The sequence below is a fragment of the Gordonia sp. X0973 genome (assembly GCF_013348785.1).
Lineage (GTDB): Bacteria > Actinomycetota > Actinomycetes > Mycobacteriales > Mycobacteriaceae > Gordonia.
The window spans coordinates 2,590,931-2,604,195 of record NZ_CP054691.1 but is presented as its reverse complement, the minus strand read 5'-3'; the positions used below and the strand labels follow the sequence as shown (position 1 = coordinate 2,604,195).

15 protein-coding genes are annotated in these 13,265 nt (G+C 69.1%); 4 read left to right on the top strand and 11 right to left on the bottom strand.

Annotated elements, in window-relative coordinates; all coding sequences use genetic code 11:
- Positions 1-79 precede the first annotated feature (79 nt).
- The 4 genes from HUN08_RS12905 to HUN08_RS12890 all read right to left on the bottom strand — a co-directional run bounded on the left by HUN08_RS12905 (position 80) and on the right by HUN08_RS12890 (position 4,316).
- Positions 80-1,072 carry a DUF6542 domain-containing protein gene (locus HUN08_RS12905; protein ID WP_174900928.1) on the bottom strand — a complete coding sequence of 331 codons (993 nt, stop codon included), beginning with the start codon at positions 1,070-1,072 and terminating at the stop codon, positions 80-82.
- 64 nt (positions 1,073-1,136) lie between these two features.
- Positions 1,137-2,297: a DNA recombination protein RmuC gene (locus HUN08_RS12900; RefSeq protein ID WP_124248643.1), complete on the bottom strand. Its 1,161-nt coding sequence runs from the start codon at positions 2,295-2,297 to the stop codon at positions 1,137-1,139.
- 40 nt (positions 2,298-2,337) lie between these two features.
- The gene (locus HUN08_RS12895) at positions 2,338-2,856 is read right to left on the bottom strand and encodes a methylated-DNA--[protein]-cysteine S-methyltransferase (protein ID WP_124248644.1); all 519 of its coding nucleotides are present in this window, start codon (positions 2,854-2,856) and stop codon (positions 2,338-2,340) included.
- Entirely contained in the window at positions 2,853-4,316 is a 1,464-nt protein-coding gene (locus HUN08_RS12890; RefSeq protein ID WP_124248645.1) for a DNA-3-methyladenine glycosylase 2 family protein, read from the bottom strand. The genes HUN08_RS12895 and HUN08_RS12890 overlap by 4 nt, the downstream gene beginning before the upstream one ends.
- Before the next feature lie 109 nt (positions 4,317-4,425).
- Between HUN08_RS12890 and HUN08_RS12885 the strand changes: the two genes are divergently transcribed.
- Complete coding sequence (locus HUN08_RS12885; protein WP_124248646.1) at positions 4,426-5,574, top strand: AI-2E family transporter; 1,149 nt, start codon at positions 4,426-4,428, stop codon at positions 5,572-5,574.
- 5 nt (positions 5,575-5,579) lie between these two features.
- Here the strand turns inward: HUN08_RS12885 and HUN08_RS12880 are convergent, their stop codons facing one another.
- From HUN08_RS12880 to HUN08_RS12860, 5 genes are read right to left on the bottom strand one after another with little or no spacing between them, the layout of a single operon-like run.
- Positions 5,580-6,173 (bottom strand): TetR/AcrR family transcriptional regulator, encoded by a 594-nt coding sequence (locus HUN08_RS12880; protein ID WP_124248647.1) that lies wholly within the window; start codon positions 6,171-6,173, stop codon positions 5,580-5,582.
- Complete coding sequence (locus HUN08_RS12875) at positions 6,170-7,372, bottom strand: NAD(P)/FAD-dependent oxidoreductase (protein ID WP_124248648.1); 1,203 nt, start codon at positions 7,370-7,372, stop codon at positions 6,170-6,172. The genes HUN08_RS12880 and HUN08_RS12875 overlap by 4 nt, the downstream gene beginning before the upstream one ends.
- Positions 7,369-7,554 (bottom strand): rubredoxin, encoded by a 186-nt coding sequence (locus tag HUN08_RS12870; RefSeq protein ID WP_174900927.1) that lies wholly within the window; start codon positions 7,552-7,554, stop codon positions 7,369-7,371. Before HUN08_RS12870 ends, HUN08_RS12875 begins: the two co-directional genes overlap by 4 nt.
- Entirely contained in the window at positions 7,551-7,712 is a 162-nt protein-coding gene (locus HUN08_RS12865; RefSeq protein WP_124248650.1) for a rubredoxin, read from the bottom strand. The genes HUN08_RS12870 and HUN08_RS12865 overlap by 4 nt, the downstream gene beginning before the upstream one ends.
- Positions 7,709-8,989: an alkane 1-monooxygenase gene (locus HUN08_RS12860; RefSeq protein ID WP_301546727.1), complete on the bottom strand. Its 1,281-nt coding sequence runs from the start codon at positions 8,987-8,989 to the stop codon at positions 7,709-7,711. The genes HUN08_RS12865 and HUN08_RS12860 overlap by 4 nt, the downstream gene beginning before the upstream one ends.
- Positions 8,990-9,129: 140 nt before the next feature.
- On the opposite strand from HUN08_RS12860, the gene HUN08_RS12855 reads away from it, so the two are divergent.
- On the top strand, positions 9,130-10,080 hold the full coding sequence (locus tag HUN08_RS12855; protein WP_124248651.1) for a methylenetetrahydrofolate reductase: 951 nt from the start codon (positions 9,130-9,132) through the stop codon (positions 10,078-10,080).
- On the opposite strand, the gene HUN08_RS12850 is transcribed toward HUN08_RS12855, so the two are convergent.
- A complete protein-coding gene (locus HUN08_RS12850) occupies positions 10,077-10,646 on the bottom strand; it encodes a TetR/AcrR family transcriptional regulator (RefSeq protein ID WP_124248652.1) in 570 nt (189 codons plus the stop codon). The two genes, HUN08_RS12855 and HUN08_RS12850, sit on opposite strands and share 4 nt — an antisense overlap.
- 100 nt (positions 10,647-10,746) lie before the next feature.
- Here HUN08_RS12850 and HUN08_RS12845 point away from each other — a divergent pair, with 100 nt between their 5' ends.
- Positions 10,747-11,685, top strand: coding sequence for a triacylglycerol lipase (locus tag HUN08_RS12845; RefSeq protein ID WP_124248653.1), 939 nt, complete (start codon positions 10,747-10,749; stop codon positions 11,683-11,685).
- Here the strand turns inward: HUN08_RS12845 and HUN08_RS12840 are convergent.
- Positions 11,682-12,035, bottom strand: a complete 354-nt coding sequence (locus HUN08_RS12840) for a hypothetical protein (RefSeq protein ID WP_124248654.1) — start codon at positions 12,033-12,035, stop codon at positions 11,682-11,684. The two genes, HUN08_RS12845 and HUN08_RS12840, sit on opposite strands and share 4 nt — an antisense overlap.
- A gap of 105 nt (positions 12,036-12,140) precedes the next feature.
- On the opposite strand from HUN08_RS12840, the gene ychF reads away from it, so the two are divergent.
- Positions 12,141-13,241, top strand: a complete 1,101-nt coding sequence (gene ychF / locus HUN08_RS12835) for a redox-regulated ATPase YchF (protein ID WP_124248655.1) — start codon at positions 12,141-12,143, stop codon at positions 13,239-13,241.
- The last annotated feature ends 24 nt before the right edge of the window (positions 13,242-13,265 follow it).

Genomic DNA, 13,265 nt, shown 5'->3' with positions numbered 1-13,265 from the left:
GGCAGGCTGATCGGATTCGGGCACGCGAAGCAGTTCGGGAATGACCCCGAACGGTGCTCTCATCGTAGGGGTAGCCGGTTCAAAGACCATGGCTACTGTCACGTAACCCCCCACAACGTGACAAAGACAACTGGCTACTGATGAGTAAGCCGGTGGTTCTGTGGTCTAGCGGATCGGGACTGCGCGGTACCGGATCAAAATCCTTCGTCGTCGAGCGGCGGCGGGGCGGCACGACGGCGGTCCTGGCGCTGTGTCGGCGCCGCCTGCTGGGAGGGCCGAACGGCCGCCGGTCCGCTCGACCGCGGGGGCCGCGGCGGATGCGTCGCACCGCTCGGGCGGCGCGCGAGACCGTTCCCGGGGACGACGGAGGGCGCGGCCCGGAACGGCTGCTCGGGGCGGGGGGTCGCGTCGGACGGGCCTCCCGCGCGGTGACGTGGGCCTGGGCGGCCGCGCGGCTCGCGCGGACGGCCGCGGACTCGGGCCGCACGACGGCGGTCGCGGGGTCGGCGGGCCGCACCGCGGTGGCGGATTTACGGATAGCGCCGGTGGCACTCGCGCTCTTCGCGGCGGCCCGTTTCGACGCCCGCTCCGCCTGTTGGGCCCGACGCGCGCTGCGATAGCGCCAATACCGCACCAGCACGACGGTCAGCACGGCGAGGAAGGTGAAGAGGATGACCGGGAAGTCCTTGGAGAACGCGAAAACCTGCTTGATCAGCAGCGAATTGAGTTCGGGAACGTGGGCGCTGGTGACGAGGCCTTTGACTTGCACGCCGATGACGCGGGCCACGACCAGGCCGACGGCGATCAGGGGCGGCTGGACGGCGGCGGTGAACAGCGCGCGGTTGCGCACCGCGAGAGCGGCCAGCAGGCAGCCGACGGCGAAGCCGATCGGGCGCGCGTAGACACCGTCGGCGATGGAGAACATGCGGGATGCGGCGGAGTCGATCGCAATCCCGAGCAACGCGAATCCAAACGCGATGAGCACCGCGCCCCACCACGGGACACCGCGGCGCTGGGCGCTGACGGACTGCTCGGCGAGGGGAACGTCGGGCTCGGATTGCAGAAATCGCACACGTCAACGGTACCGGGTGGACCCCTGTTTGCCGGTAACCGAACCCTCGCGCGGGTGTCGAGACTCACGACCGGAACGGGGCATGACCCGAGGATTGCCGGATTTCTGCCGTTACCGGTCGCGGCGGCTCCGGTGCCCGGTCGGGTCCAAGGGCGTCGAGTTCGCTGAGTTTGCGCGCGGTGACCCCCAGGCGGCTCTCCACCGTTCCGATCGTCGAGTTGTACGAGTCGACGGCCTTGCCCAGGCTGGCGCCGAGCCGGTCGAGTTGGGTGAAGACCCCGCCGAGACGGCTCGCCAGCTCCTTGCCGAGGGCATGGATGGTCTGCGCCTCGTCGGTGACCGATTGCTGCTGCCAGCCCAGGGCGGCGGTGCGCAGCAGGGCGATGAGCGACGACGGCGTCGCCAGCACGACGTCGCGCGCGTAGGCGTACTCGAAGAGGTCGTCGGCAGCCCGGGCCGCGGCCTCGAGGATCGGGTCGCCGGGTAGGAACATCACGACCATCTCCGGCCCCGGCTGGAAGGCGGCCCAGTAGGACTTGGAGCTCAGCGCTCCGATATGGGCGCGCACCGCGCGGGCGTGGTCGGCGAGCAGCCGCTCCTGTTGCCGGGGATCGGTGGCGGCCAGGGCGTCCAGATAGGCCTGCAACGGGACCTTGGCGTCGACGACGAGGTGCCGATCCCCGGCGAGGTGGACGACGAGGTCCGGGCGGACCCGGTCCTCACCCGCCTTGACGCTGACCTGGGTGGAGAAGTCGCAGTGCTTGCTCATCCCGGCGAGCTCGACGACGCGCTCCAACTGCATCTCGCCCCAGCGGCCGCGCAGGTTCGGGGTGTGCAGGGCATTGGTCAGGGTCTGCGCGGCCGTACCCAACCGGTGCGACGCCTGCTGCATGTCGCGGACCTGCTCGGTCAGCCCGGCGTAGGCGCCGATCCGCTCGCGCTCGGTGCGGTGGACCTGTTCGGCCAACCGGTGCAGCGACTCGTGCAGCGGGCCCACGACGTGATGCACCGATGCCCCGATCGCGGCGGATTGTCGTCGTGCGGCGTCCTCGCTGGCGGCCGCGAGCGCGCGCGAGGCCAGCTCCGAGGATTCCCGAACCGCGGCCGCCTCGGCCCGCGCCGCGGCGAGGGCCGGCGCGACCCGGGAGGCGTGCACGCTCCACCCGACGACGAAGCCGGCTAGCAGGGCGCAGCACACGAGTGCGATCACCGAGGAAATGGCCATGCGGGGATCGTCGCAGAGGGGTCTGACAATCAGGCGGGGATCAGCCCTGCGCTTCGCGGTCGAGCAGCCGGCGCTTGATCTCGAGGCCGTAGCGGAAGCCGCCCAGCGTCCCGTCCGAGCGCTGGACCCGGTGGCACGGGACGAACAGCGCCGCGGCGTTGCTCGCGCAGGCCATCGCCGCGGCGCGGACCGCCGTCGGGTTGCCCGCCATCTCGGCGAACTCGGTGTAGGTGCGGACCTGTCCCGCGGGCACCGTCCGCAGCACCTTCCACGCCTGCTCGATGAACGGTCCGCCGGCCTGCACCACGGCGATCTCGTCGATCCGGGCCGTCTCCCCGTCGTAGTAGGCGGTGACGGCGTCGCGGATGTGCTTGCCCTCGCCGCCGTCGTCCGCGGTGGTCTCCGTCGGTCGCAGCCGCGGGTTGATCAGCGCGCGCAGGTAGTCGGCGTCGGCGGTCCACCCCGAGGCGAGGAGGGTCCCGCCGTCGTGGATGACGGTGAACGGTCCGTCCGGGGTCTCGGTGGTGAAGGTGCTTGCGGTGTGGGCGTTCTCGGTCATGGGATGTCTCCTTGGTCGTCGGTACGGTCGGGTGTGGGGAGCAGTGCGTGCCGCCACAGGTGCATCGACGCGTAGGAGCGCCACGGTGCGACACTCGCGAGATCCGCGAAGTCGATGGACAGATCGGCGGCGGCTTTGGCGACCACCAGGTCGGTGTCCAATGCGACGTCGGGATCGCCGGCCACCGTCATGCTCAGGTAGTCCGCGGTCCAGGCGCCGATTCCGGGGCGCGCCAACAAGGCGACACGTAACTCTGACGCATCGACCCCCGCGTGCAGTTCCACCTCGCCGTCGGCGACGGCGCGCGCGATCCCGACGATCGCGTCGACGCGTCGTCGCGGACCGCGCAGCACGTCACCGCCGTGCTCGGCGATCGCGGCCGGTGTCGGAAACAGGTGATCGGGGCCGTCGTCGCTGGTCCACGGCACTTTCTCGCCGAGTTCGGCGACCAGGCGGCCCAGATGGGTGCGCGCCGCGGCGACGCTGATCTGCTGGCCGACCATCGTCGAGACGAGCGAGGCGAAGGGGTCGCAACTGCCCGGCACACGTACACCGGGGGCGGCGCGCACCAGCGGTGCCAGGTGCCCGCGCGAGAGTGCCGCCTGCACCGCCGTGATGTCGGCGTCGAGGTCGAGTAGCCGTCGGATCCGCGCCACCGCCGTGCCCAGATCGCGCAGATCCAGGTGGCGCAAACCCAGCCGCACGTGATCGTCGTGCAGGCCGATGTCCGCCAGCGCGGGACCGTGCGGCAGGGACAGGATCCGCTGGGCGGGCGTGGAGTGCCCGGGGATGGCGTGGTTGCCCAGGTGGAGTTCGAGCCACCGTCGGTGCAGCGGCTTGCGGAAGGGCAGGCGCAGGGTCAGCAGGTGGTCGCCTGCGGGGCGCGGTGCCGACGTGCCGCGCAATTGCGACGGCGAGGCGGCGAACACCGCGCGGATCGTGTCGTTGAATTGGCGCACGCTGGAGAAGCCCGCCGCATAGGCGATGTCGGTCATGGACAGGTCGGTGCGGGTGAGCAGGATGCGCGCGTTGGTGGCGCGTTGGGCGCGGCTCAGTGCCAGCGGTCCCGCGCCGAATTCGGCGACCAGGATGCGTTCGAGCTGGCGCGACGAGTATCCGAGCGTCGACGCCAGTCCCGGCACGCCGTCGCGGTCCACGACGCCGTCGGCGATGAGGCGCATGGCCCGGGCCGCCACGTCGGCGCTGTGGTCCCACCGCGGTGAACCGGGCACGGCGTCGGGGACGCAGCGGCGACAGGCGCGGAAGCCGCGGCGCTGTGCGGCGGCCGCCGTCGACACGAACTCGACGTTGGCGCGCCGCGGCGTGCGCGCCGGACAGGACGGGCGGCAGTAGATCCCGGTGCTGGTGACGGCGGCGAAGAATTGGCCGTCGAATCGCTCGTCGCGGGATTCGAGCGCCCGATAGCAGCGGTCGAAGTCGAGGTCGGCCAGCTGCGTCATGTCTCCACTCTGGCACTGACGACGAGGCCGTCGCTAGCGGAAATACGACATCGCAGCAAGTGGGTGGTTTCGTCCGGTTCCTCCGTTGCGCGTATGTGACAATGCGGCGGTGACGACAGATGACACGACCCCGACCACCGCGCAGCCGGAGACCCCCGCGCGCGACCGCCTCGACGTGGCCAAAGACTGGCTGACCAGTGCGTCACGGGTATCGCTGCAGATCATCGCCGTCTGCCTGCTGTTGGCGCTCGTCGGCTACATCCTGGGCAAATTGTGGGCCGGGGTCATGCCGGTGGCGCTGGCCCTGCTGTTCGCGACCGTGCTGTGGCCGGCGGTGGCGTGGTTGCGCCGCCACGGCGTCGGCGACTCCGCGGCGGCCGCGTTGATGACGGTGACGGGGATCCTCGTCGTCGTGGGCGTGGTGGCCGGCATCGTGCCGTCGGTGGTCAGTCAGGCCGACGACATCGGGCACAAGGCGGCCGAGGGGATCACCAAGGCGAAATCCTGGCTGCAGGGCCCGCCGTTCAACATCGGCGACGACCAGATCAGCAAGCTGCTGGACACGCTGCAGGACAAGGTCAAGGAGAGTTCCGGGGCCATCGCGCACACCGCGGTCAGCGGCGTGAGCACCGCGACGTCGACGCTCATGATGGTGTTCACCGTCCTGATCCTGGTGTTCTTCTTCCTCAAAGACGGATCCAAATTCCTGCCGTGGCTGCGGCGGACGACCGGCGACCGGGCCAGCGGCCACCTCGCCGATCTCCTCGGCCGGATCTGGGCGACACTGTCCGGGTTCATCCGCACCCAGGCGATCGTCAGCTTCATCGACGCGCTGTTCATCGGTGCCGCGCTGTTCGTCTTGAAGGTGCCGCTGGCCGGGGTGCTGACCATCATCACGTTCATCGCCGGCTTCGTGCCGATCGTCGGTGCCGTGGTCGCCGGTGCGCTGGCCGTTCTCATCGCGCTGGTGGGCAAGTCGTGGATCGCCGCGGCGATCATGCTCGTGGTGATCCTCGTCGTGCAGCAGATCGAGGGCAACGTGTTGCAGCCGTGGCTGCAGGCGAAGGTCATGGAACTGCACGCCGCGGTCGTGCTGCTGGCGGTGTTGCTGGGCGGCTCGATGTGGGGGATCACCGGCGCATTCCTGGCCGTGCCCGTGGCGGCGACGATCGCGGTGGTCTTCCGCTATACCAACGAGCAGTTGGCGCGCAAGGCCGGTGAGGCGCCGCCGCCGGACACCGGTCCCGTCGAGGTCTGAGCCGCCTAGCTGCGCGCGGCCTCGATGGCCGGGCCGATGATGGAGGCCAGGTCGGCGGCCACGTCGCGGTCGCCCTCCGGCGGCATGGCGACGTAGCTCAGCGCCATGCGGGTGACCGCGCGTGCGACGCGCAACTCGTCGTCGGCGGACATGGTCAGCCACGTCGAGTCGTGAAACGCCCGTTGGAGGACCTCGGAGGCCGTGGTGATGAGCGGGGCCGCATCGGTGGTGATGAGTTTCAGCAGGTCGGGCTTCGCCTCCCCGGCGAGCAGCGAAGCGACCATCGGATCGGTGGCGACACCGGCGAAGTACTCGGCGAATCCGTCCTGGAGTGCGCCGTGCACGTCGTCGGGATGGCTGGAGAGGGCGTCGCCCACGATCGACGCCAACTGGACGGCGAGCCGCCGCGCATAGGACTGCGCCAAGCCGTAGCGGCTGCCGAACTCGTTGTAGACGGTCTGCCGGCTCACCCCGGCCGCGGTGGCCACGTCGGACATCCGGATCTGCGACCAATCCCGTTCGACGAGAAGGCCGCGCAGACCGTCGAGCAGCGAGTTCCGCAGCAGCGAGCGGCTCTCCTGCGCGTAGGAGCGGGTCATACGCCGACCCGCTCGGTCAGCGCCTCGCCGATCTCCGTGCGCATCGCCCGACCGGCCGCCGGGCGTCCGAGGCACACCGCGCCGATCAGGTCGTCCCCCCGATAGCACCGCACGGTGGCGTCGAACGAGTCGATGTCACCGTCGACGTCGATCCGATCGGCCGCACCTGGCCATCCCACGAGTTGCATATTCGTACCGTAGTGGACCGTCCAGGCCAGCGGGATGCGCGAGATCGTCGACGTGTCGGGGGCCTCGAGACCGAGGTCGGCCAGGATCGTCGCGGCGACGACCTTGCCGTGCTCGGTCGCCGTCATCCACTGTTCGGCACGCGACGGCTCGCCGGTGAGCGGATGCGGTCGTGCCGCGACGTCGCCGGCCGCGTAGATGTTGGCGACGTCGGTGCGCAGATCCTCGTCGACGACGACGCCGGCCGGTGAGGTCGTCGCACCCGCCGACCGGGCCAGGCCGGTCTCCGGGACCATGCCGATGGCGGCGACGACGGTACCGCCGTGTGCGGTGCCGTCCGCGGTGACGACGGATGCCGGTGTGGCCGAGGTGATCTCGACACCGGTGTGGATGTCGACGCCGTTGCCGCGATGCAGTTCGGCGAGCGCGACGGCGACCTCGCGGGGCAGGACTCGGGTCAGCACGGCCGGAGCGGACTCGAGGACCGTCACGGGGTGACCGGCCGACGCCGCGGAGGCCGCGATCTCCAGGCCGATGAGGCCACCGCCGACGATGACCGCGGGACCGTCCGCGAGGCTTTCCCGCAAGGCCAGCGCGTCGTCGTGGTTGCGCAGCGCGGGGACGGCCGGTTCGATCGCGTCGACCCGGCGTGGGCGCCCGCCGGTGGCCAGCACCAGCGCGTCATACGCAAACCGCCGGCCATCGGCGCAGACGACCCCTCGATCGGCTGCGTCGATTTCGGCGACCTCGGTCCCGGTGACGATCTCGATGTCGCGCTCGGCCCAGAACTCCGGCTTGCGCAGCGTGACCTTCTCCGGCGAGAGGTCGGCGGCGAGCAGGTCTTTGCTGAGCGCGGTGCGGCGGTAGGGCAGGTGCGGCTCGTCGCCGATCAGGGTGACGGGGCCGTCGAAGCCGGCGGCCCGCAGCGACTCGGCGGCGGTGATGCCGGCGATACCGCCGCCGACGATCACCACGCGCCGAGCCGGACCGGCCGATGCCGCGGGGGCGTTCACGACCGGGCCACCTCGACCATTTCGAAGTCGGCCTTGGCGGCGCCGCAGTCCGGGCAGCTCCAGTCGTCGGGGATGTCGTCCCAGCGGGTGCCCGGCTCGATGCCGTCCTCGGGCCAGCCCAACTCCTCGTCGTACTCGAACCCGCACTGTTCACAGCGGTACAGCTTGAAGTCCATGGTCATACTCCTTCGAAATCAATCTTTTCTCGAACCCCGCAGTCGGGGCAGGCCCAGTCGTCGGGCACGTCGGTCCAGGCGGTTCCGGCGGGGAATCCCTCGCGCGGGTCGCCGGCGGCCTCGTCGTAGACGTATTCGCACACCGGACAGCGGTAGGCGCTCATGCGGCGGCTCCGTGCTTGGCGAGGATCTTCTCCCGCTTGTTGGGCTGGAGGTTCGCCTTGGCGACGTCGCCGTCGTAGTGCTCGATGACGCGGTGGTCCATCACCTTGCGCCAGACGGGCGGGAAGTAGGCCAGCGTGATCATGCTGGCGTATCCGCTGGGCAGGTTCGGCGCCTCGTCGAAGCTCCGCAGCACCTGGTAGCGCCGCGTGGGGTTGGCGTGGTGGTCGCTGTGGCGCTGCAGGTGGTAGAGGAAGATGTTGGTGCAGATGTGGTCGGAGTTCCAGCTGTGCTGCGGGGTGCAGCGCTCGTAGCGACCGGTCTTCGTCTTCTGCCGCAGCAGGCCGTAGTGCTCCAGGTAGTTCACGGTCTCCAGCAGGGAGAAGCCGTAGACGGCCTGGATGATCAGGAACGGCAGGATGCCGATGCCGAAGATGGCCAGCAGGGCGCCCCACAGGACGATGGAGAAGGCCCAGGCGTTGAGCACGTCGTTGCTCGGGTGCCAGAAGGACTTGTCGGCACGCTTGAGGCGGTTGCGCTCCAGCTTGATCGACGAGCGCAGGCTGCCCCAGACGCTGCGCGGCAGGAAGCGCCAGAACGTTTCGCCCAGTCGTGAGCTCGCCGGGTCCTCGGGGGTGGCGACCCGCACGTGGTGGCCGCGGTTGTGCTCGATGTAGAAGTGCCCGTAGAAGGTCTGGGCCAGCGTGATCTTGGACAGCCAGCGTTCCAGGCTGTCCTTCTTGTGGCCGAGTTCGTGGGCGGTGTTGATGCCGATGCCACCCATCGCGCCGATGGAGAGGGCGAGACCGATCTTCGACGCGAGACTCAGCCCGCCGTCGATGCCCATCCAACTGACGCTGTGAGCCGACCACAGGTAGCCAGCGGTGAACAGGCTCGCGATCTGGAACGGGACGTAGGCGTAGGTGCAGTAGCGGTAGTACTTGTCGTTCTCCAGCTTCTCGATCAGCTCGTCGGGCGGATTGGAGCCGTCGGGGCCGAAGAAGACGTCGAGGATCGGAAGGAGGACGTAGACCAGCAGAGGCCCGATCCACCACCACATCGGGGAGACGGTGGCGATCAGATGGGTGACCGGGTTGTCGAAGCGGCTACCCAACCAGTTGGAGAACGTGATGATTCCGATGCCGACGAAGAGTGCCGTCGGGGCGATGAGGCCCAGGAGCCAGAGATAGCGCTTCTTGTCGCGCCACTGGAGCGGGTCGACCGCTCCGGTCGCGTCACCGCCGTGCGTGACGTCCCGTCGGATGGGGGCTGCGGTCATGATGACCTCCTTGAATCGAGTCGGACTGTGACTGCTGCCACTAGACATTAACAGCGCATATGTCGAATGTCTATACATTGACATCTATTTGTAAACCATTGCCGACGCCGACGTCCTCGGGTGGAGGGCGGTTCTATACGATGGCCGGGGTATCTGTGCTGTTCACGAGAGGGGATCGGGTGGGTCTGGCCGAGCAGATCGCTGCGCGCGACGACGGGGTGCTGCTGTTCAGCCTCACCCCGCCGCGGTCGTCGACGATCCCCGACGAGGCGCGTCGGATCGCCGACGTCACGCTGGGGCGGCTGAAGAATCTCGACATCGACGGACTCGTGCTCTACGACATCGATGACGAGAGCGACCGCAACCCGGCGCAGCGGCCCTTCCCGTACCTTCCCACGATGGATCCCGCGGTCTTCCTCGACGAGTATCTCGGGCAGTGGGACCGGCCGGCCGTCGTCTACCGCTGCGTCGGCAAATACGACGAGCAGGAGATGGAGCGCTGGCTCGCGCGGCAGGACCCGGGCAACGTGCTGAGCGTCTTCGTCGGCGCATCGTCGAGCGAGAAGGACCGCGCGCTGGAATTGCCGACCGCCCAGAAGCTGCGCGCCGAGGTGAATCCGAAACTCCAGCTGGGCGGTGTCGCGATCCCGGAGCGCCATTCGCGCACCGGTGCCGAGCACCAGCGCATGATCGCCAAGCAGCAGGCCGGGGTGTCGTTCTTCGTCACGCAGGTGGTCTACGACGTGTCGGCCGCCAAGTCGATGCTCTCGGACTACTTCTACGGCTGCGCCGAGACGGGGATCGAGCCGGTGCCGGTGATCTTCACGCTCTCGGTGTGCGGCTCGATGAAGACCGTCGAGTTCCTCGAATGGCTCGGCGTCGACGTGCCGCGCTGGCTGCACAACGACCTCTCGCATGCCGACGATCCGCTGACGGTCTCCTTCGACCAGTGCCTGGCGACCGCCGAGAACCTTTCCGACTTCGCCCGTCGGCTGGGCACCCCGTCGGGATTCAACGTCGAGAGCGTCTCCAACCGGCGTCGGGAGATCGAGGCGTCCGTCGACCTCGCCGCGCGCCTGCGGTCGGCCTAGTTCGTCGTGCCTTTCTTCGCGTCTGGTCCCGCTATCAGCATCGAGTAGATGGCTCCGCGCAGATCGGGTCGGGGCGCGTCGTCGTAAAGCTCGACGAGTGCGGTCTCGGCCACCATGGCGACGGCCATCGTCGCGACCGCCTCGGGTGCGGCCCAGCCGATCGCCGCGGTGTCCGCGGCGATCAGTGCCGCGGCGTCGGCGTTGCGCGACACCACCTCGGGAAGCAGATCGGCCTCGGTGCGGGACTGTGCGAGCAGCGCCTTGGTCGCCTTGGTGCGACGGCATGCGTCGAGGAATGCCTCGATGCCGACGCGCAACCGCTCGGCCCCGGGATCGAGTCCGTCGATGGCGGCCCAGACCTCGGTGTTCAGGGCCTCGTGATAGGCGCGGTGGAGGGCGACGAGGTAGTCGCGGCGGGTGGGGAAGTGGTGGTAGAAGGCGCCTTTGGCCATCCCGGCCGTCTCGACGACGGCGTTCACCGACAGGCCGGTGAGCCCTCGGTCCGCGGCGACGGCGACGCCGGCGTCGAGGAGTGCGTTGCGACCGGGTTCGGCGGGGCGTGCCATCGTCGGCCTCCTTCGGATTCGACCAATGGTATCCCGCCGGGAGCCATGCTACGGTCGTTAACCGACCGGGTGGTCGGTTAACGAGATCGGGAGGCAGACGATGAGACTTGTACGCGGATTCGGTGTGGCGATGGCGGTCGCGGCAATGGTGACGGGCGCCGTCGGCGCGGCCGCGCCGGGAAAGGCGGCGGCGACGCCGAGCTACAGCTATCTGTCCGGGCTCGCGGCTCAGCTCGGCGGGCCGGACACGGCACCGCCCGGAGCCAACGACTGGCACTGTCGGCCCACGGCGAAACATCGGAACCCCGTCGTCCTCCTGCACGGGCTGAGCAACGACACCATCACCTGGAACACCATGTCGCCGGTGCTCTCGCGCGCCGGGTACTGCGTGTTCAGCACGACCTACGGTCGTGGCGGAATGGGGCCGGTGGGGGCGGTGACCACCGCTCAGGTGAGCGCGCACCAGATCGCGCGCTTCATCGACCGGGTGCGGGCCGCGACGGGGGCGGGCAAGGTCGACCTGGTCGGTCACTCGATGGGCGGGGCGATTCCGTTCTACTACCTCGGTCACCTGGGCGGACTGCCCAAGGTCGACCACTACGTCGCCCTGGCCGCGCCGTTCCACGGGTCGACGCTCAGCGGGGTGGCCACCGCGCTCGCCGGTCTGATGAACGTTCCGGGGTTCGCGCAGCAGTGCGGCGGACCGTGCCAGTTCAACCCTGGGGCGCCGTTCCTACGCGAACTGAACCCGGACCCGGCCATCGCGCCGGACATCAGGTTCACGACCATCGTCAGCAGGTATGACGAGATCGCCACGCCCTTCCAGACCGGCCTGCTGTACGGGCCCAACGTGCGTCGGGTCGTCCTGCAGGACCGATGCGCCACCGACTACACCGAACACTACGAACTGCCGGCGGACCCGATCGCGGTGCGCGAGGTGTTGAACTCACTCGATCCGTCGACGGCGCGACCGGCGGACTGCACCACCGTGCTGCCGTTCGTCGGGCCGATCGGCGGTGCGGACGTGCTGGGCCGCTAGTCGTCGAGCGCGCTGATCGCGATGCCGTACGGCAGGAACCGGACCCGACGGTGGTCGTCGGTGTTGTGCTGGTTCGCGCGCAGCGCCTCGATCTCGGTGGGGAAGACCTGCTCGACGCGAGCGGACTCGCCGTCGCGCGCGATGATCGCCCACACGCCGTTGCCGGCCTCGCCGGCGGTCTCCGGTTCGCGTCGCGGGCTGCGCGTCGCGGTGCTGAAGGCCGACGAGAAGGACGATCCCTGGTTCTCGAGGAACTTGGAGAACAAGCCCTTGAGGCTGTCGCCGGCCTCGCGGGTGAAGCGATCGAAGTCGTCCGGGTCCATGCCGAAGGGGCCCTCGTTGTAAGCCATGTCGGTCTCCTGGGGTGAAGGGCGCGTTGCCCGATAGGTATTTGCCCAGTAAACGCGCGATCCGCCCGGATTGTTCCGAAACGGCGCCGGATAGACTGACGTCCCGTGAGTCTCACCCTCGGAATCGTCGGGCTGCCCAACGTCGGCAAGTCCACCCTGTTCAACGCGCTGACGCGCAACGACGTGCTCGCCGCGAACTACCCGTTCGCCACGATCGAGCCGAATATCGGGGTGGTGGAACTGCCCGATCCGCGTCTGCAACGCCTCGCCGAGATCTTCGGCTCCGAGCGCATCCTGCCCGCCACGGTGTCCTTCGTCGACATCGCCGGCATCGTCAAGGGCGCGTCGGAGGGCGAGGGGATGGGCAACCAGTTCCTCGCCAATATCCGTGAGGCCGACGCGATCTGCCAGGTGGTGCGCGTCTTCGCCGACGACGACGTGGTGCACGTCGACGGTCGCGTCGACCCGCTGGCCGACATCGGGGTGATCGAAACCGAGCTGATCCTCGCCGATTTGCAGACGCTGGAGAAGGCGATCCCGCGCTTGGAGAAGGACGCGCGCAAGAACAAGGACCTGGCCGAGACGCTGGCCGCCGCGCAGCAGGCGCAGGAGATCCTCAACGACGGCAAGACGCTGTTCGCGGCGAAGGACTCCTTCGACCTGGCCTCGGTGCGCGAGCTGCACCTGATGACGGCCAAGCCGTTCCTGTACGTGTTCAACGCCGACGAGGGCGTCCTGACCGACGAGGCCCGTCGTGCCGAGTTGCTGGCCGCGATCGCCCCCGCCGACGCGGTGTTCCTCGACGCCAAGGTGGAGAGCGAGCTGCTCGAGCTCGACGAGGAAGACGCCCAGGAACTGCTCGATTCCATCGGGCAGGACGAGCCGGGCCTGCGGTCGTTGGCGCGGGCCGGCTTCCACACCCTGGGCTTGCAGACGTATCTGACGGCCGGCCCCAAGGAGTCGCGCGCCTGGACGATCCACCAGGGCGACACCGCGCCCAAGGCGGCCGGCGTGATCCACACCGACTTCGAGAAGGGCTTCATCAAGGCCGAGGTCGTCTCCTTCGAGGACCTCGATTCGGCCGGCTCCATGGCCGACGCCAAAGCCGCCGGCAAGGTCCGCATGGAGGGGAAGGACTACGTCATGAAGGATGGGGACGTGGTCGAGTTCCGGCACGGAGGAACGTCTGGGAGCGGTAAGAAGTAGGCACGTTCTACGCGCCCCTCGCGG

Excerpts from the sequence above, each read along its gene's own strand:
- HUN08_RS12850 (WP_124248652.1), bottom strand. The coding sequence starts at position 10,646 with ATGGCACGCCCCGCCGAACCCGGTCGCAACGCACTCCTCGACGCCGGC.
- HUN08_RS12840 (WP_124248654.1), bottom strand. The coding sequence starts at position 12,035 with ATGGCTTACAACGAGGGCCCCTTCGGCATGGACCCGGACGACTTCGAT.
- HUN08_RS12870 (WP_174900927.1), bottom strand. The coding sequence starts at position 7,554 with ATGACCATGGACTTCAAGCTGTACCGCTGTGAACAGTGCGGGTTCGAG.
- HUN08_RS12900 (WP_124248643.1), bottom strand. The coding sequence starts at position 2,297 with ATGGCCATTTCCTCGGTGATCGCACTCGTGTGCTGCGCCCTGCTAGCC.
- HUN08_RS12855 (WP_124248651.1), top strand. The coding sequence starts at position 9,130 with ATGGCCGGGGTATCTGTGCTGTTCACGAGAGGGGATCGGGTGGGTCTG.
- HUN08_RS12895 (WP_124248644.1), bottom strand. The coding sequence starts at position 2,856 with ATGACCGAGAACGCCCACACCGCAAGCACCTTCACCACCGAGACCCCG.
- HUN08_RS12865 (WP_124248650.1), bottom strand. The coding sequence starts at position 7,712 with ATGAGCGCCTACCGCTGTCCGGTGTGCGAATACGTCTACGACGAGGCC.
- HUN08_RS12890 (WP_124248645.1), bottom strand. The coding sequence starts at position 4,316 with ATGACGCAGCTGGCCGACCTCGACTTCGACCGCTGCTATCGGGCGCTC.
- HUN08_RS12880 (WP_124248647.1), bottom strand. The coding sequence starts at position 6,173 with ATGACCCGCTCCTACGCGCAGGAGAGCCGCTCGCTGCTGCGGAACTCG.
- HUN08_RS12845 (WP_124248653.1), top strand. The coding sequence starts at position 10,747 with ATGAGACTTGTACGCGGATTCGGTGTGGCGATGGCGGTCGCGGCAATG.
- HUN08_RS12860 (WP_301546727.1), bottom strand. The coding sequence starts at position 8,989 with ATGACCGCAGCCCCCATCCGACGGGACGTCACGCACGGCGGTGACGCG.